This window comes from Tatumella sp. JGM91, assembly GCF_018257575.1.
Classification (GTDB): Bacteria; Pseudomonadota; Gammaproteobacteria; order Enterobacterales; family Enterobacteriaceae; genus Tatumella; species Tatumella punctata.
Genome location: NZ_JAERJP010000019.1, coordinates 1 through 17,824, shown reverse-complemented (window position 1 = coordinate 17,824; position 17,824 = coordinate 1). Strand labels below are relative to the sequence as shown.

Here is a 17,824-nt window from a genome sequence, read left to right as displayed (position 1 = left end):
TGGTTAAAGGTCGTCAGTATAACCCAGGCTGCGTAACGCACGTTCATCGTCCGCCCAGCCGGATTTCACTTTAACCCACAGTTCCAGATGCACTTTAACTTCAAACATCTGTTCCATATCTCTGCGGGCTTCAATGCCGATAGTTTTAATTCTGGAACCTTTATTACCGATCACCATTTTTTTCTGGCCTTCCCGCTCGACCAGAATCAGACCATGGATATCGTAACCGCCGCGTTCGTTATTCACAAACTGCTCGATTTCGACCGTTACTGAGTAAGGCAGTTCAGCCCCCAGAAAACGCATCAGTTTTTCACGGATGATCTCTGAGGCCATAAAGCGCTGAGAACGGTCGGTCACATAGTCTTCAGGAAAATGGTGATCTGCTTCCGGCAGGCGTTTGTGCACGATAGCGGCAATCGCATCGACATTATTCCCGTCTTCAGCACACATGGGGACCACATCCAGGAAATCCATTTTCTGGCTCAGCATCTGAATATGCGGCAGTAAAATAGATTTATCCTGCAGGTTATCAATCTTGTTGATCGCCAGGACTACCGGTACTTTGCCTGCTTTCAGTTTACCCAGCACCATTTCGTCATCATCTGTCCAGCGGGTTCCTTCCACGACAAAGATAATCAGTTCCACATCCCCGATAGAACTACTGGCTGCACGGTTCATCAGGCGGTTAATCGCCCTTTTTTCTTCCATATGCAGGCCGGGGGTATCAACATAAATAGCCTGATAATTGTCCCGGGTATCAATACCCATGATACGGTGTCGCGTGGTTTGTGGCTTACGCGAGGTAATAGAAATTTTCTGACCCAGTAACTGGTTCAGTAAGGTAGATTTACCGACATTTGGCCGGCCTACAATTGCGATAAAACCGCAATGGGGTGCTTGTTCGCTCATTCAATTCCTAACTTAGTCAGCGCCTGTTCTGCGGCTGCCTGTTCTGCTTTGCGGCGGCTGGAACCAACACCAACCACCGCATCATCCATCCCGCTCACCTGACAATGAATAGTAAATTCCTGGTCATGTGCTTCACCGCGTACCTGTACTACCAGATAGGAAGGTAACGGTAAATGACGGCCCTGTAGAAATTCCTGCAGGCGCGTTTTCGGGTCTTTTTGTTTATCACCCGGACTGATTGATTCCAGGCGACTCTGATACCATTTGAGGATCAGTTGTTCTATTTGCTGTATATCGCTGTCGAGAAAAATCCCGCCAATCAACGCTTCAACAGTATCGGCCAGAATTGACTCGCGGCGGAAACCGCCACTTTTCAGTTCTCCCGGACCAAGGCGCAGACACTCGCCCAGTTCAAACTCGCGGGCCATCTCCGCCAGAGTATTACCGCGCACCAGGGTAGCACGCATCCGGCTCATGTCCCCTTCATCCACGCGCGGGAAGCGGTGATATAAAGCATTAGCAATCACATAGCTGAGTATTGAATCTCCGAGAAATTCCAGCCGCTCATTGTGTTTGCTGCTTGCACTGCGATGCGTTAATGCCTGCTGCAGTAAATCTGCTTGTGAAAAAGTATAGCCCAGTTTCCTCTGGAGCTTAGTCATCAGGATGGGGTTCATGCGTTTCCAGCTCTTATCTTACGTCTGTTGCTCTGCACACGAAACAGGGCTGATACAGCACTCTCTGTTTAGTGTGCAGTGGCCTGCCGGCCAGGTTTGAGAAACAAGGCCCGCAAATGCGGGCCCACATTAGTATTAATGGATGCCACCAATACGGCTCAGGCGTACACCTGTCGGCCACTGGCCTTCCTGTTTTTTGAAGCTCATCCAGATGGCAACGGCTTTACCCACCAGGTTCTTCTCAGGAACAAATCCCCAGTAACGGCTGTCAGCACTGTTGTCGCGGTTGTCGCCCATCATAAAGTACTCACCGGCAGGTACAACCCATGTTGCCGGGGGCTGACCTGGCTGCTGGTAATAGGAACTGACCGGACTCTGTGCTTCATTAACCAGTAAAATATTATGGGTGACATCACCAAGGGTTTCTTTGCGGATCCCAAGGCGCAGTCCGCCCTGCATACTTTGATCCAGCGGTAGCTGATAGAATCCGTTACCGACTTCATTACCGTCAAAACCACTGAAGGTCTGCACAAAGTTACTCGGTTCCATATCACTGTAGGTCACAGGGACCGGATTACCACAATGGCCAAAACCACAGCCCGGAGTGATGGAGAGGGTTTTACTGTAAGGGTCAAATACCACCTTATCACCAGGTAAACCAATCACACGCTTAATATAGTCGACACTGGGATCTTTCGGATATTTAAACACCACCACGTCACCACGTTTCGGGTGGCCGGTCGGGATCAGCGTTGTCTGGGTAATCGGATCTTTCAGTCCGTAGGCAAACTTTTCGACCAGAATAAAATCACCGATCAGTAAGGTCGGCATCATGGATGCCGACGGAATCTGAAATGGCTCAAAAATAAATGAGCGCACAATGAAAACCACAAATAATACCGGGAATACCGATACAGAGGTTTCAATCCAGCCCGGTTTACGGTCAACAGCGCTCAGGGCTGTTTTATCCAGCGTATTACCCGCCTGTTCCTGAGCCTGTTGCTGCTTCCTGCGGCGGGCCGGCGCCCACACAAATTTATCAATGCACCAGATGATTCCGGTGATTAAGGTCGCTAACGCCAGAATCAACGCGAACATATTTGCCATGCCAGGTCCTTATTTATTGTCCTTGCCCACATGAAGAATGGCTAAAAACGCTTCCTGTGGTAACTCTACGTTGCCCACCTGCTTCATACGTTTTTTACCGTCTTTCTGTTTCTGCAACAGCTTTTTCTTACGGCTTACGTCACCGCCATAACACTTGGCGAGTACGTTTTTACGTAATTGTTTCACTGTCGAACGGGCAATAATGTGGTTACCAATCGCAGCCTGAATCGCAATATCAAACTGCTGACGCGGGATCAGATCTTTCATCTTTTCCACCAGTTCACGTCCGCGATATTGCGAATTATCACGATGGGTAATCAGTGCTAACGCATCAACACGTTCTGAGTTAATCAGAACATCGACACGTACCATGTCAGAGGCCTGGAATCGTTTAAAATTATAATCCAGAGATGCATAACCCCGCGACGTCGACTTCAGCCGGTCAAAGAAATCCAGAACAACTTCAGCCATCGGGATTTCATAGGTTAATGCAATCTGGTTTCCATGATAAACCATATTGGTTTGCACGCCGCGTTTCTCAATACAAAGTGTAATGACGTTACCCAGATACTCCTGCGGTACCAGCATATGACACTCAGCAATAGGTTCGCGTAATTCTTCAATATTATTCAGAGGTGGCAGCTTGGAAGGGCTGTCCACATAAACAGTTTCACCGTCTGTGGTCTGTACCTGGTAAACCACGGTCGGGGCGGTAGTGATCAGGTCGAGATCATACTCACGCTCCAGACGTTCCTGGATAATTTCCATATGCAGCAGACCGAGGAAACCACAACGGAATCCAAAGCCCAGTGCCGTAGAGCTCTCCGGCTCATAGAACAGCGATGCATCATTCAGGCTGAGTTTACCCAGCGCATCACGGAATGATTCATAATCATCAGAACTGACAGGGAACAGACCCGCATATACCTGTGGCTTCACTTTTTTAAAGCCCGGTAACGCTTTATCCGCCGGATTGCGGGCGCTGGTCAGGGTATCACCTACCGGTGCACCTAAAATGTCTTTAATCGCACACACCAGCCAGCCAACTTCGCCACACCCCAGGGAGTCGCGGTCAACCCGCTTCGGTGTAAAGATACCTAACCGATCAGCGTTATAGACCTGTCCGGTACTCATTACCTTAATTTTCTCACCTTTGCGCAGGGTGCCGTTTTTAATCCGCACCAGTGACACTACGCCCAGGTAGTTATCAAACCATGAGTCGATAATCAGTGCCTGCAACGGGCCTTCAGGATCACCTTCCGGGGCCGGGATATCACGGACCAGACGTTCCAGCACATCTGGCACACCGATACCGGTTTTTGCCGAGCAGCGCACTGCATCTGTTGCATCAATCCCAACAATATCTTCAATTTCCTGAGCCACACGGTCAGGATCGGCTGCCGGCAGGTCAATTTTATTCAGTACCGGAACGACTTCGAGGTCCATTTCCATGGCCGTATAGCAGTTGGCCAGGGTCTGGGCTTCAACCCCCTGCCCTGCATCCACCACCAGCAATGCCCCTTCACAGGCCGCCAGTGACCGGGAAACTTCATAAGAAAAGTCGACGTGTCCCGGAGTATCGATGAAATTCAGCTGATAGGTCTGACCATCCGTCGCTTTATAATCCAGCGTCACACTCTGTGCTTTAATGGTAATACCGCGTTCACGTTCCAGTTCCATTGAATCCAGAACCTGAGCAGCCATTTCACGATCGGTCAGCCCGCCGCAGGTCTGAATCAGGCGATCGGAAAGCGTAGATTTGCCGTGATCGATGTGCGCTATAATGGAAAAGTTTCTTATATGCTTCATTTATATGAATATCTTCGCGTAAAAACGTCTGTTGAATACCCGGGCACAGAGATGATAAGTAACATCACTCGTTACTCGTATTGAGTCAGCCTCATTAATGAGGAGGCATATTACACTGTTAAGGGCCGCTACGAAAGCCGGTAACTCGGTGTAATTGCTACAGAGAAAGGTAAATTCAGGTGTGAAAAAGGCCGGACATTGTCCGGCCAGGGTTACTCACTCTTTACGTTTTCAAAACGTAATGTATCAGGTGGCAAAGCAATACTGAGGATCACTGGCTGAAAAGCTTCTTTATCACCGATCAGCGCCGAGATGCCTTTAGACAAAATAAAACCACCCACGCCGCCAAGCAATGCGCCACTGGCCGAGGCGAGATCCGAATGAAAGAGCATCTGAAACAATCCGGCAAGCATAAACAGCCCCAGTAGCGGAGTCATATAGACTAACAGCGCAGAGCCCAGCAGACTGCTTTCGCGGATGCCTAACTCAATACGCTGGCCCGGCTGTAGTGGCTGTTTACTGGCAATCTGCATAACTTCGGCATCTGCAGGCCCAAGTTTATTCAGTAAATGGCTGCCACAGCCTTTGCGGGCCGTACAGCTATTACAGGAGGTTTTAGCCTCAGTATGCAGTGTCGCTATCCCGTTTTCCCAGCTAGCAACCGTTGCCCATTCTCTCATCATAGTCAGTTACCTGTATCAACACTATCCGCAATACGTTTCGCGGTTGCCGGAGGAAGTTCGCCAACAACACTTATTTCTTTATTATTACGTATTTCCACCTGAATGGTACGTCGTCCAGTGCGCAATGTCTGATTCAGGCTGTATTTATCTGCATCAGTCACATTAATGGTAAAGGTAAATAAACCATCAGAGTAAAGCCGGGTTTCGAAAGCTTTCCCGATATTCGGGATTTGACGGCGGGTCTGAGAAATCATTTGCATACCGGCGGGCAGCCATGCGGGCTTCCAGGAAAAATTAACCTTCTCCCCTGCCGGCAAAGAGATAACCGGCGGCAGACTGGTGTCTTTCAGCGCCTGCATCATGCGGCTGATACCGTTATCCACCGCAAAACTGATCACCTGGAACTGCTCGATAGTCTCACCGTCCTGGTCCAGCAGGTCAACGCGTAATGGCAGGGAGGTATCAACATCCAGCCAGATGACATAGCTGTAGCGGGAACCATCATGAGAGACAACCCGCACTACATCACACATCTGATCGGCCACCCGCGAACGGCCAACCGGAATAAAATCATAGAAATCGTGTAACCGGCTAAAATCGGCATACAGTACCGAAGGCAGACCATCAATGATGTGCTCTCCGGGTAAGGTAAAGGGCTCTAAACCAGATTCAAAATAGCTGATATTGTTACCGCGCTGGATAATTTCACGCCGCGGGCCATCCATTTGCAGCATCTGGGCATAAGTCTGTCCGGAAACCAGCGCATGACGATAACGCAGTGATTCAATCCCCTGCCGGGAAACATTGATATAGGCGAGTTCGTAATTAAGACTGGCGCTGGCTTGTTCCATCTTTTCCAGCAATGCCTCAGACGCAGACTCCTGCGCTGAGGTGGCAAATGAAAAAAGTAAGCTACCAGCCAGAGTAGCTATCAGACGAAACGTTTTTTTCATTACTGCTACTGAATACCCAGAGACTGATTACCCGGCACATTGATCTGTGCCTGTTCAGGAGCACCCGACTCGAACTGGTCATTATTCAGACGGCGTTGCAGTTCATAGTCCTGCAGCATCGCATTAACTCTGCGGCGCTGGTCCTGAACCTGCTGCGAAGCATTGCCCGCATCAAAGATATCTGAAGGGACACCCAGACTTACCGGAGACGCTTTACCCATCATCGGCAGGGTATTAAATGCCGGGGTATCTGAAGTGTCAGCCGCATTGCTGGTGCCTGTCGGCGAATTACCATAGTGCTGCACCCCGACAATAACCGCCAGAGAAACACAGGCTGCCACACCCACCTGAGCCAGTTGTGCCATCCACGGGTGATTTTTGCCGAAAAACGGCATTTTACGCCAGCGTGAAGGAACCGGCTGGGCTTCCGGAATCAGCGAGGTCACATTACGGGCCGGTTCCTGCGCAATAGCTTCTGCAACACGCGCCGAGATATCAAAATGAACCACTGTTCCGACATCGCCACGCATCGTATCACGGATAAGATGATAATCAGCCCAGTGCTGCTGCAACTCTGCATCTTTAGCCAGCGAAGCAATCAATGACTGATCTAATATTTCACCATCCATTAAAGCGGAAAGTTGTTCTTTCTGCATGCCTTTTACCTTTCAAGTAGCCGCTGTCACTAGCGCTGGATCAGCGGTTGAACTTTGTTATCAATAGCCTCGCGGGCCCGGAAAATCCGTGAACGTACAGTTCCTACCGGACAGTCCATAATCTCAGCAATCTCTTCGTAGCTCAGGCCATCAAGCTCCCGGAGAGTAATTGCCATCCGCAAGTCCTCAGGTAATGTTTCTATCGTTCTAAAGACAATTTGTTTCAATTCGTCTGACAACATTAAATTCTCAGGGTTCGAAATTTCTTTTAATGCCCCTGCACTTTCGAAATTTTCTGCATCTGCCGCATCCACATCACTGGATGGTGGCCGGCGTCCCTGAGCTACCAGGTAGTTTTTCGCTGTGTTGACAGCAATACGGTATAACCAGGTATAGAAAGCACTATCGCCACGGAATGACTCAAGGGCACGATAGGCTTTGATAAATGACTCCTGCACAACGTCCGGAACATCCCCTGACGGTACATAACGCGACACAAGGCTCGCCACTTTATGCTGGTATCGGATCACCAGTAAGTTAAATGACTTTTGATCTCCTTTCTGGACGCGCTCAACAAGAACCTGATCTGTTAACTGCTCGCTCATCCGAGGTAATATCCCCACAAAATATGTTCTACATCCAATAAACCACCAGCAACATCTCACAAAATCGGAGCAAGCGGTGACTTAGAGCAGATACTTTAAAGAAAGTTCATCATTCCCTGGGTTTTCCGGATAACAGAGCCAGCAAGCTGCATTATCATCTGTCATCCGGGCCTTGTGTTACTGATAAACTAAGTCCTTCACAGCCCATTATAAGTGAGCAAAGGTAATATTACTGGCAGGTTACCTGATCACACTCAGCTTTTCATCTCTAATTCAGAGCCCGGCCCGGTAAAACAAACCACACTGCGAACCGTTGGTCCGGCAGCACTTATTTTACCTGACGTTCATTGTCCGAAACACGGCAGAAAATGACCGGCCCCGCCGCCGGAAAGGCTCATTACACCATTCCCGGTGATGGCGGTATTAACCATAAGCGCTGACCCGCTATGCTGATGATGGCTGACTGCGGGCCGATAAATAAAAATCCCCTGTCAGTTGCCGGTAACCGGCAGAATACTCCGCTGAAGGATCACGGATAATCAATTGCTGCTCCGTACAGCCGCCGTTTTGTAAGGACAAAAAAGCCAGAATCCGGTGCGGTTGTCGGTCGGCGTATTCACAAATATGTACCCGGGTACGTAATCGCCAGCCTTCATGTTGCGCCAGTTTAATAAATGCCTGCCCTTCACTGGCCGGCAAAATGACACAAAATATGCCCTGTGGCGTAATATGCTGCTGTGCACTTTGCAGCAGCGCCAGGTGAGTCAGGGTGGTAGTGTAGCGGGCGGTCTGTCGTGTTGAAGAACGGCAACTGACACCGGGACTAAAAAATGGCGGGTTACTGACAATCACTGCGTAAGGTTGCGTTATCTGTGGTTCCCACGTCAGGATATCCGCATGATGCACGCAAATTGCTTCCGGCCACGGTGATTCGGCAATATTCTGTCTGGACTGAGTCACCGCCGATGGCTCAATCTCAACCGCATCGATTTGTGGCCTGATACCTTGCGCAGCAATACGTTGCGCCAGCATCAGGGAGATCAGGCCACTGCCACTGCCAATATCCAGAACCCGGCCATCATCAGGCAGCGGTGTACTGGCACCTAAAATAATACCGTCGGTGCTGACTTTCATGCCACACTGATCATGGGCGACGAAAAATTGTCGGAAGGTAAAACCATTTTTTCTGAAACTGGGCGCAACCGGCATTTATCCTGTCCTGCATTATGTTGTGACACTGAATAAGACCGCTAAGTGTACCTCCCTGCCATAAATATTGCCGTGAAAATCATGGTCTGTGGCCGGCCTGAAGGGGATAAACATCATTTAGCGGTCATCAGAAAGCAGACAACAGATGAAGAATGCGCCCGAAGTGTCTATAATCAGCGCCCCAAACAGAGGTAGACCATGACTGTAACCACATTTTCCGAACTTGAACTTGATGAAAGCCTGCTTAATGCACTGCAGGATAAAAATTACACACGTCCCACTGCTATACAGGCAGAGGCAATTCCACCCGCACTGGATGGACGTGATGTCCTGGGTTCAGCACCGACAGGTACCGGAAAAACAGCGGCCTATTTACTGCCCGCATTACAACATCTGCTCGACTTTCCCCGTAAAAAGTCAGGTCCTCCGCGTATCCTGATCCTGACACCGACACGTGAACTGGCAATGCAGGTTGCTGAACAGGCCCGTGAACTGGCGAAATATACCCACCTGGATATTTCCACCATTACCGGCGGTGTGGCGTATATGAACCATGCTGAAGTATTCAGTACTAATCAGGACATTGTTGTCGCGACCACCGGCAGGCTGCTGCAATATATTAAAGAAGAGAACTTCGATTGCCGCGCAGTAGAAACACTGATCCTGGATGAAGCCGATCGCATGCTGGATATGGGCTTCGCCCAGGACATTGAAACCATCGCCGGGGAAACGCGCTGGCGTAAGCAGACATTATTGTTCTCGGCTACCCTGGAAGGGGAGCATATCGAAGATTTTGCTGAGCGGATACTGAATGAACCGGTTACCGTTGAATCCGATCCCAGCCGCCGTGAACGTAAAAAAATTCAGCAATGGTATTACCGTGCTGATGACCTGGAACATAAAACCAGACTACTGATCCACCTGCTGAAAAAACCAGAAGCCAGCCGGGCGATTGTGTTTGTGCGTAAGCGCGAGCGCCTGCACGAAGTGGCTGAGTGGTTGCGTCAGGCTGATATCCGTTGCAGCTATCTTGAAGGTGAGATGGTACAGGCTAAGCGTAATGAAGCCATCAAACGACTGACCGAAGGCCGGGTGAACGTGCTGGTCGCCACCGATGTTGCTGCACGTGGTATTGATATTGATGATGTCACTTTGGTGATTAACTTCGATCTGCCGCGCACTGCTGATATCTATCTGCACCGGATTGGCCGCACCGGCCGGGCCGGAAAGAAAGGTACCGCTTTGTCACTGGTTGAAGCTCATGATAACGAACTGCTGATTAAAATTGGTCGTTATCTGAATGAGCCGTTAAAAATCAGAACCATTGATGAACTGCGGCCAAAAACCCGTGCACCTTCAGCCACTGGTCCGAAAAAACCGTCAAAAAGACAGCTGGAAAAACGTAAAGAGAAAAAGAGAGCTGAGGCGGATAAACCGCGGGTAAAACAGCGTCACCGCGATACTAAAAATATCGGTAAGCGCCGCAAATCATCAGTCACCGCAGCCCCTCAGACGCCGGAACAGTCTCCGGATTAAAAATCCATCACCACCGTATAAAAGTCGCCCCTGCGGGGCGATTTTTATCACTGTAAACAGTCGTTTTTTACCCTGTTACCCGAAGAAAAAATTCTGACAATCAAAAATCAGATAAATATTTTTATTTATAAAAAATATCAATACGTTATAAATAAAAACGGGGCACAAAGTGCCCCGCTAATACCGGATGATAAAATTACAGGCTTTCGGTAAAAGTACGGGTAATAACATCACGCTGTTGTTCCGGTGTCAGAGCATTAAAACGTACGGCATAGCCTGATACACGGATAGTCAGCTGCGGATATTTTTCCGGATGCTTAACAGCATCTTCAAGAGTTTCGCGGCGTAAAACATTTACATTCAAATGCTGGCCACCTTCAACACGTACCTGCGGTTTTACTTCTAAAGGAATTTCACGATACTCAATATCACCCAGCTCCTGTAAAGAGACCAGCTGATCAGCCTGATAATCACCTTTCGCACACAAACAACGTGCTTCGGCGTTTTCTTCATCAAGTAACCAGAAAGAGTTAAGCAGCGCTTTATTACTGGTTTTCGTGATTTGAATTCCGTTAATCATATTTTTCCTCCCGGGAAAGAAACGGTCATTTAAAAGAATCCGTCTGGATCAACAACATGCTCACTGTATAACAAATAACCAGACCTGCTTCCTTGACCTCAGTCAAAAAAAACCAGAGATCAAATATAACCTTATGATATAAAAAGGTTTCTTATGTAAATTATACTCGCAATTTTTCAAATTAATTTTAAGGCTTTACCTGAAAGAGAAAATGGTTAAGCTGGCCGGGAATACTCAGGAGTAAAAAAATGACAACGACACTGACGTGGCATGATGTACTGGCAGCCGAAAAGCAACAGGATTACTTTATTCAGACTCTGAATAGCGTGGAAGAAAGACGCCGCCAGGGTGTCACCGTCTATCCGCCGCAAAAGGATGTATTTAATGCCTTCCGGTTAACCGAACTGCATCAGGTGAAAGTGGTTATTCTCGGTCAGGATCCTTATCACGGTGCGGGTCAGGCACATGGCCTCGCATTTTCTGTACTGCCGGGGGTAGCAACACCACCTTCATTACTGAATATGTACAAAGAACTGGAACAGGATATTGAAGGCTTTACGCGGCCAAACCATGGTTACCTGGCAAGCTGGGCAACTCAGGGGGTACTGCTGCTGAACACGGTTTTAACTGTCGAAGCAGGAAAAGCCCATTCTCATGCCCGACTAGGCTGGGAACAGTTTACAGATCAGGTTATTTCACTGATAAATCAGCATCGTGAGGGGGTTATATTTTTACTGTGGGGCGCCCATGCGCAGAAAAAAGGCCGTATTATTGATCGCCAGCGCCACCATGTATTGCAGGCACCACACCCGTCACCGTTATCAGCCCACCGCGGTTTTTTTGGCAGTAAACCGTTTTCTCAGGCGAATAGCTTACTGGAACAGTCAGGACGTACAGGCATTAACTGGATGCCGGAGTTACCCTGAATAAATGTCCTGCCCCTGACCCCGGGCAGGACAACGCCAGCTTAGCGGGCCATTTTCCGGCCCCGATAACCTGCCAGCAAAAGTATATTCATCGGTAACAGAGGATGATTATGCTTTCGCTTTAGACACAGCCACCATCGCAGGACGCAACAGGCGGCCATTCAGGGTATAACCGTTTTGCATCACCATCAGTACATGATTCGGGGCCACATCTTCAGACTCGACCATCGACATAGCCTGATGTACATCCGGGTTGAAAGGTACGTGAGTTTCCCCCACCACTTCCACACCGAATTTACGAACCGCATCTAACAACGATTTCAGGGTCAGCTCGATACCTTCAATCATTGACGCTAATTCAGGGTTACTTTTATCAGCGACCTGTAATGCGCGCTCCAGGCTGTCGATCACTGGCAACAGTTCGTTAGAAAATTTTTCCAGCGCAAATTTATGGGCTTTTTCGACATCCAGTTCGGTACGACGGCGAATATTTTCCACTTCAGCCTGCGCACGTAACTGGGCATCGCGTACTCCGGTACTTAACGTTGCCAGCTCCGCTTCCAGCTGAGCAATACGCTCATCACGGGGATCGGCTGTGCCTGCATTCTCTGCGGTGGCCTGTTGTTCTGCCGACTGCTCTTCTGAAAAGTGCTCGTTAGGGGTATTCTGTTCTTTGCTGCTCATGAAAATCTCCGCGTTTTCAATATTCGTATCGCCGGTGAGCTTATTATGGGGATCAAAATTACGGATTCAAGGGACTCTGTCATATTGACTGATGTTTTGGTTAGAGGAATTACCGCAAATGAACACTTTTTTTAAATGCATTGGAATTGTCGGCCATCCGCGACATCCGAATGCTCTCGCCACCCATGAAATGCTGTGCCACTGGCTGACCGGAGAAGGCTACCGGGTTATCGTGGAACAACAAATTGCGGCAGAACTGAAACTGCAGCAGGTCAACACCGGAACCCTGGCAGAGATTGGCCAGCTGGCCGACCTGGCAGTGGTTATTGGCGGGGATGGCAATATGCTGGGAGCTGCACGGGTGCTGTCCCGTTATGACATTAAAGTTATCGGCGTCAACCGCGGTAACCTTGGGTTTCTTACTGATCTTGACCCGGAAAACGCTCGCCAGCAATTAGCCGACGTACTGCAGGGGAATTTCTTTACCGAACAGCGTTTTCTGCTGGAAGCCAGAGTCTCCGCCCCCGGAGGAGATCCGCGCATAGCAACTGCCATTAATGAGATTGTGCTTCACCCGGGTAAAGTCGCCCATATGATTGAATTCGAAGTTTATATCGATAATAACTTTGCCTTCTCACAGCGTTCGGACGGACTGATTATCGCCACCCCCACCGGCTCAACGGCTTACTCTCTGTCGGCCGGTGGTCCCATCCTTACACCGGGACTGGAGGCCATCAGCGTGGTACCAATGTTCCCTCATACCCTGTCGGCCCGGCCACTGGTAATTAACAGCAGCAGCATTATTCATCTGCGGTTTTCAGCCATGCGCAGTGACCTGGAAATCAGTTGTGACAGCCAGATAGCCCTGCCCATCCAGGAGGGGGAAGAAGTACTGATCAAGCGCAGTCCGCAACACCTTGATTTAATCCACCCAAAAAACTATAACTATTTCAATACACTGAGCACAAAACTCGGGTGGTCAAAAAAATTATTTTAAAAATTGCGCAGCGTCTCTTTACTGTATAAAAAAGCTGATTATACTGTACAAAAAAACAGTCATGTTTTTACATACAGGTGAATACTATGCTGGCACAACTGACCATCAGTAATTTTGCAATTGTTCGTGAACTGGATATCGACTTCCAACAGGGAATGACCGCCATCACCGGCGAAACCGGTGCCGGTAAATCAATTGCGATTGATGCGCTCAGCCTGTGTCTGGGCACCAGAGCAGAAGCCGACATGGTCCGTCCGGGTGCTGCGCGGGCCGATATCTGCGCCCGTTTTCGCCTGCAGTCATCATCCTCAGCACGCCAGTGGCTGACGGAGAATCATCTCGACGACAATGACGAATGTCTGTTGCGCCGGGTCATCAACGCCGATGGCCGGTCTCGGGGGTTTATTAACGGCACTGCGGTGCCACTTTCACAGCTGAGAGAGCTCGGACAGCGACTGATTCAGATCCACGGGCAGCACGCCCATCAGCTGTTACTTAAGCCGGAACACCAGCGCCATTTACTGGATGCTTATACTGATCCGACACCGTTAGCCGTGCAAATGCGCCACAATTATCAGCAATGGCACTCGGCCTGCCGTGCACTTGCTGCACTTCAGCAGCAAACCCAGGAGCGTGAATCACGCCGTGAACTGTTACAGTACCAGCTAAAAGAACTGAACAGCTTTGCGCCGGCCGCCGGAGAATATGAAGGCGCAGACAATGAATACAAGCGTCTGGCAAACAGTGGTCAGCGTCTGACCGTCAGCCAGCAGGCTTCGCAGATAGTATCAGACAGCGATGATGTTACCCTGCAATCGCTGATGCACAGTTCCCGTCAGATGGTAAGCGAGCTAATTTCGATGGATGACAGTCTGCTTCCGGTATTGAATATGTTGGAAGACGCCGCCATTCTGATCAGTGAGGCCGGTGATGAATTACGTCATTATTGCGAGCGGATCGACCTTGACCCTAACCGGCTTCAGGAGCTGGAGCAACGTATATCGCGGCAGATTTCGCTGGCACGGAAGCACCATGTGTCTCCGGAAAACCTGCCGGATTTACATCAACAGTTACTGACAGAATATCAGCAGCTGGAATCTCATGATGAAGACCTGGAACTGCTCAGCCAGCAAGTCAGCCAGTATCATCAGGCAGCTCTGGACACTGCACGACAAATGCATCAGCAACGGTGCCACTTTGCAGCGGAACTGTCGGCAAAAATAACCGAGTCTGTTCACCAGTTATCGATGCAGCACGGTAAATTTGTTATTGATGTCAGCTTCCGTGAAGACCGCCTGACCCCCGAAGGGGCCGATTATGTTGAGTTCCGTGTCAGTACCAACCCCGGTCAGCCATTACAGCCCTTAGCAAAGGTCGCTTCCGGCGGAGAAATGTCTCGTATTTCCCTGGCTATTCAGGTAATTACCGCGAAAAAAATGGAAACTCCGGCCATGATATTCGATGAAGTTGATGTAGGGATCAGCGGCCCGACAGCCGCCATTGTCGGAAAAATGTTACGTCAGTTAGGGGAATCAACCCAGGTGATGTGTGTAACACACCTGCCGCAGGTCGCAGGTTGTGGTCATTCTCATTTCTTTATCAGTAAAATAACCGACGGAACAATGACCGAAACCCAGATGCGGTTACTGGATAAACCCGCAAGGCTGCATGAATTAGCCCGTTTGCTGGGGGGAAGTGAAGTCACACGTAATACCTTAGCGAATGCTAAAGAACTTTTAGCCGCCTGATTTGGCACTTTTTTCTTTATCGGAAGTCATATGCATACTCTGCAAAGGTTTCCATCTGGCGAAAGGTCTATTATTATCGATATCTTATCTCGCCGGACGAAACCTGTTACAGGCAGAATTCATCGTTGATGGCAAAAACCGCCTTGCACAGGCACAAGTGTCCGAAAAAGGAATGTATACATGCGCAGTAAAATACTGGCTGCTGCTGCAGTAGTAATGTTGATAACAACTGCAGGTTGCTCAACTCTTGAACGGGTTGTTTATCGTCCGGATATTAACCAGGGTAACTACCTGGTTGCGAGTGATGTCAGTAAGCTTCATACGGGCATGACACAGCAACAGGTTGCCTATACTCTCGGTACTCCGATGATGCGTGATCCTTTTGGCAGCAACGTCTGGTTCTATGTGTTCCGTCGCGAGCCAGGCCATGAGCCAGTCACCCAGCAAACCCTGACCCTGACGTTTGACAGTAACGGGACACTGACGAATATCGTCAACAAACCGGCACTGACAAAAAATTAATCCGAAACCCTTTCGGATTAATAAAAAAAGCGCAGTACCGACTGCGCTTTTTTGTCCCTGAACAGCATAGTAACCCGCCGATATTATTTCTTATTTGCATTGGCTGAGCGTTCAGCCCGCTGGCGGCGCAGCTCTTTAGGATCGGCCAGTAGCGGACGGTAAATTTCAACCCGATCTCCGGGCGATACAACGTCCTGTAATTTTACCGTGCGACTAAAGATACCGACTTTATTTTCTGCCAGATTAATGTCTTTACGTAATGTGGCCAGTCCGGAAGTTTCTATCGCCTGCTCTACCGTACTGCCCTCTGGCACAGTAACGGTACGCAGATACTGTTTTTCCGGTAACGCATAAACGACTTCAACCTGAATATCAGCCACGGTATACCTCTTTCGCCCGCAAACTAAAGGCCTGCACCATACTGTTTGCCAGCTCTTTAAACACCCGGCCAAACGCCATTTCTACCAGCATATTGGTAAATTCAAAGTCGAGGCTTAACTCAACTTTACAGGCATCATCACCCAGGGGCACAAACAACCAGCCACCGGTCAGTTTACGAAACGGGCCATCGACCAGCTGCATATGAATACGCTGATTATCGGTCAGTGTGTTGCGGGTGGTAAATGTTTTACTGATCCCGGCTTTAGAAACATCCACCGAAGCAGTCATTTGATCTGCTGAGCTGTCGAGGATCCGGCTACCAGTGCAACCCGGCAAAAACTGCGGATACGCATCAACATCATTAACAAGCCGGTACATCTTTTCAGCGCTGTACGGAACCAGCGCTGAACGACTAATCTGAGCCATAACACTTCCTGCTTAGTAAAAAACATACCGATCATACCAGTTTCAGAAGTTAAACAAAAATGTCTTCATGCTACCGGCGTGCTAGAATGTGCTTCTTATTACCCCCGTCACGGGGGATGGTTTCTGCGCATAAGTGGTGTAAAATAAGCGATATTATGACTAAGAAAAAAGCTCACAAACCCGGTTCTGCAACCATTGCCCTGAACAAACGTGCCCGCCACGAATACTTTATCGAAGAGGAATTCGAGGCCGGACTCTCATTACAAGGATGGGAAGTCAAATCACTGCGTGCAGGCAAAGCCAACATCAGTGAAAGCTATATTTTGCTGCGTGACGGTGAAGCCTTTCTGTTTGGTGCCACCTTCCAGCCATTACTCGGTGCATCCACCCATGTGGTCTGTGATCCTACCCGTAACCGTAAGCTGCTGCTAAAGCAACGCGAACTGGATTCCATTTTCGGTCGTGTAAACCGCGAAGGTTACACTATTGTTGCTCTTTCCCTGTACTGGAAAAATGCCTGGTGCAAACTGAAAATTGGTGTTGCTAAAGGTAAGAAAGAACATGACAAGCGTGATGACATCAGAGAACGTGAGTGGAAAATAGACAAAGCACGTATTATGAAAAAAGGAAATCGCTAAACTACTGGTGTAGCTTATGCTTTTCCTGATATAGTAACCGACAGTACTTGGGGCTGATTCTGGATTCGACGGGATTTGCGAAGCCCTAGGAGCATGCCGAGGGGCGGTTGGCCTCGTAAAAAGCCGCAAAAAAATAGTCGCAAACGACGAAAACTACGCTTTAGCAGCTTAATAACCTGCTGAGAGCCCTCTCTCCCTAGCCTCCGCTCTTAGGACGGGGATCAAGAGAGGTCAAACCCAAAAGAGATCGTGTGGATACCCTGCCTGGGGTTGAAGCATTAAACTTAATCAGGCTAGTTTGTCAGTAGCGTGTCCATCCGCAGCTGGCAGGCGAATGTAAAGACTGGACTAAGCATGTAGTGCCGACGGTGTAGTAATTTCGGACGCGGGTTCAACTCCCGCCAGCTCCACCAATCATGATTGGACAGTGACCGGACAACGCGAGAGAAATCAAGCATCTAGCCACTGTACCCGGACACCGACCAGACGGTAAAGGGACATGAAAGGATACGTAAAAGAGCCGCGGCTCCTGAACGTAAGAAAAAGCCCTAGACTTCGGTCCGGGGCTTTTTTGTATCCGTCGAAAGGACGCTGTCTGGCGCAGGACAAACGTAGAAGTAGTTTACCCTTCTGCGAAGCCCTCAGTGTCAGCATAGTTGTCACCCCCTCTGAAAAATCAATCTGAGGGCATGGAGTGACAGATGAAACGTATTTCACCGGAGCGTAAGGCTGCAACACTGGCAAAACTGTTACCGCCTTACAATATGACCGTGGCAGC

Annotated in this window: 19 protein-coding genes and 1 other RNA gene; 7 read left to right on the top strand and 13 right to left on the bottom strand. The window is 49.2% G+C overall.

What is annotated here, in order from left to right:
• Positions 1 to 3 precede the first annotated feature (3 nt).
• The 9 genes from era to JK198_RS12995 form a co-directional block, all read right to left on the bottom strand.
• Positions 4 to 909 carry a GTPase Era gene (gene era, locus JK198_RS13035; protein ID WP_212708099.1) on the bottom strand — a complete coding sequence of 302 codons (906 nt, stop codon included), beginning with the start codon at positions 907 to 909 and terminating at the stop codon, positions 4 to 6.
• Positions 906 to 1,586: a ribonuclease III gene (gene rnc / locus JK198_RS13030; protein ID WP_212708100.1), complete on the bottom strand. Its 681-nt coding sequence runs from the start codon at positions 1,584 to 1,586 to the stop codon at positions 906 to 908. Before rnc ends, era begins: the two co-directional genes overlap by 4 nt.
• Positions 1,587 to 1,721: 135 nt before the next feature.
• Complete coding sequence (lepB, locus tag JK198_RS13025) at positions 1,722 to 2,693, bottom strand: signal peptidase I (protein ID WP_212708101.1); 972 nt, start codon at positions 2,691 to 2,693, stop codon at positions 1,722 to 1,724.
• A 9-nt stretch (positions 2,694 to 2,702) separates the two neighbouring features.
• Positions 2,703 to 4,502: a translation elongation factor 4 gene (gene lepA, locus JK198_RS13020; protein ID WP_212708102.1), complete on the bottom strand. Its 1,800-nt coding sequence runs from the start codon at positions 4,500 to 4,502 to the stop codon at positions 2,703 to 2,705.
• Positions 4,503 to 4,714: 212 nt separating this feature from the next.
• Complete coding sequence (rseC, locus tag JK198_RS13015) at positions 4,715 to 5,185, bottom strand: SoxR-reducing system protein RseC (RefSeq protein WP_212708103.1); 471 nt, start codon at positions 5,183 to 5,185, stop codon at positions 4,715 to 4,717.
• A 2-nt stretch (positions 5,186 to 5,187) separates the two neighbouring features.
• Positions 5,188 to 6,138, bottom strand: coding sequence for a sigma-E factor regulatory protein RseB (gene rseB, locus JK198_RS13010; RefSeq protein WP_212710734.1), 951 nt, complete (start codon positions 6,136 to 6,138; stop codon positions 5,188 to 5,190).
• Between the two features lie 5 nt (positions 6,139 to 6,143).
• Positions 6,144 to 6,794 carry an anti-sigma-E factor RseA gene (rseA, locus tag JK198_RS13005; RefSeq protein WP_212708105.1) on the bottom strand — a complete coding sequence of 217 codons (651 nt, stop codon included), beginning with the start codon at positions 6,792 to 6,794 and terminating at the stop codon, positions 6,144 to 6,146.
• 29 nt (positions 6,795 to 6,823) lie between these two features.
• Positions 6,824 to 7,399 carry an RNA polymerase sigma factor RpoE gene (gene rpoE / locus JK198_RS13000; protein WP_212708106.1) on the bottom strand — a complete coding sequence of 192 codons (576 nt, stop codon included), beginning with the start codon at positions 7,397 to 7,399 and terminating at the stop codon, positions 6,824 to 6,826.
• 444 nt (positions 7,400 to 7,843) lie between these two features.
• The gene (locus JK198_RS12995; protein WP_212708107.1) at positions 7,844 to 8,608 is read right to left on the bottom strand and encodes a methyltransferase; all 765 of its coding nucleotides are present in this window, start codon (positions 8,606 to 8,608) and stop codon (positions 7,844 to 7,846) included.
• A gap of 198 nt (positions 8,609 to 8,806) precedes the next feature.
• Between JK198_RS12995 and srmB the strand changes: the two genes are divergently transcribed.
• Positions 8,807 to 10,144 carry an ATP-dependent RNA helicase SrmB gene (srmB, locus tag JK198_RS12990; RefSeq protein WP_212710735.1) on the top strand — a complete coding sequence of 446 codons (1,338 nt, stop codon included), beginning with the start codon at positions 8,807 to 8,809 and terminating at the stop codon, positions 10,142 to 10,144.
• 196 nt (positions 10,145 to 10,340) lie between these two features.
• Here srmB and grcA read toward each other — a convergent pair whose 3' ends face one another.
• Positions 10,341 to 10,724, bottom strand: a complete 384-nt coding sequence (grcA, locus tag JK198_RS12985) for an autonomous glycyl radical cofactor GrcA (protein WP_212708109.1) — start codon at positions 10,722 to 10,724, stop codon at positions 10,341 to 10,343.
• 248 nt (positions 10,725 to 10,972) lie between these two features.
• Here grcA and ung point away from each other — a divergent pair, with 248 nt between their 5' ends.
• Complete coding sequence (gene ung / locus JK198_RS12980) at positions 10,973 to 11,650, top strand: uracil-DNA glycosylase (RefSeq protein ID WP_212708110.1); 678 nt, start codon at positions 10,973 to 10,975, stop codon at positions 11,648 to 11,650.
• 108 nt (positions 11,651 to 11,758) lie between these two features.
• On the opposite strand, the gene grpE is transcribed toward ung, so the two are convergent.
• Positions 11,759 to 12,334 (bottom strand): nucleotide exchange factor GrpE, encoded by a 576-nt coding sequence (gene grpE, locus JK198_RS12975; RefSeq protein ID WP_212708111.1) that lies wholly within the window; start codon positions 12,332 to 12,334, stop codon positions 11,759 to 11,761.
• A gap of 118 nt (positions 12,335 to 12,452) precedes the next feature.
• Here grpE and nadK point away from each other — a divergent pair, with 118 nt between their 5' ends.
• The 3 genes from nadK to bamE all read left to right on the top strand — a co-directional run bounded on the left by nadK (position 12,453) and on the right by bamE (position 15,601).
• Positions 12,453 to 13,331: an NAD(+) kinase gene (nadK, locus tag JK198_RS12970; protein WP_212708112.1), complete on the top strand. Its 879-nt coding sequence runs from the start codon at positions 12,453 to 12,455 to the stop codon at positions 13,329 to 13,331.
• 86 nt (positions 13,332 to 13,417) lie between these two features.
• Positions 13,418 to 15,079, top strand: a complete 1,662-nt coding sequence (gene recN, locus JK198_RS12965; RefSeq protein ID WP_212708113.1) for a DNA repair protein RecN — start codon at positions 13,418 to 13,420, stop codon at positions 15,077 to 15,079.
• A gap of 180 nt (positions 15,080 to 15,259) precedes the next feature.
• Positions 15,260 to 15,601, top strand: coding sequence for an outer membrane protein assembly factor BamE (gene bamE / locus JK198_RS12960; RefSeq protein WP_212708114.1), 342 nt, complete (start codon positions 15,260 to 15,262; stop codon positions 15,599 to 15,601).
• A gap of 83 nt (positions 15,602 to 15,684) precedes the next feature.
• On the opposite strand, the gene JK198_RS12955 is transcribed toward bamE, so the two are convergent.
• Positions 15,685 to 15,981: an RnfH family protein gene (locus tag JK198_RS12955; RefSeq protein WP_212708115.1), complete on the bottom strand. Its 297-nt coding sequence runs from the start codon at positions 15,979 to 15,981 to the stop codon at positions 15,685 to 15,687.
• Entirely contained in the window at positions 15,974 to 16,408 is a 435-nt protein-coding gene (locus tag JK198_RS12950; RefSeq protein ID WP_212708116.1) for a type II toxin-antitoxin system RatA family toxin, read from the bottom strand. Before JK198_RS12950 ends, JK198_RS12955 begins: the two co-directional genes overlap by 8 nt.
• A 155-nt stretch (positions 16,409 to 16,563) precedes the next feature.
• Between JK198_RS12950 and smpB the strand changes: the two genes are divergently transcribed.
• Both smpB and ssrA read left to right on the top strand, forming a co-directional pair.
• On the top strand, positions 16,564 to 17,046 hold the full coding sequence (smpB, locus tag JK198_RS12945; protein ID WP_212708117.1) for an SsrA-binding protein SmpB: 483 nt from the start codon (positions 16,564 to 16,566) through the stop codon (positions 17,044 to 17,046).
• 49 nt (positions 17,047 to 17,095) lie between these two features.
• Positions 17,096 to 17,459, top strand: a transfer-messenger RNA (tmRNA) gene (ssrA, locus tag JK198_RS12940).
• The last annotated feature ends 365 nt before the right edge of the window (positions 17,460 to 17,824 follow it).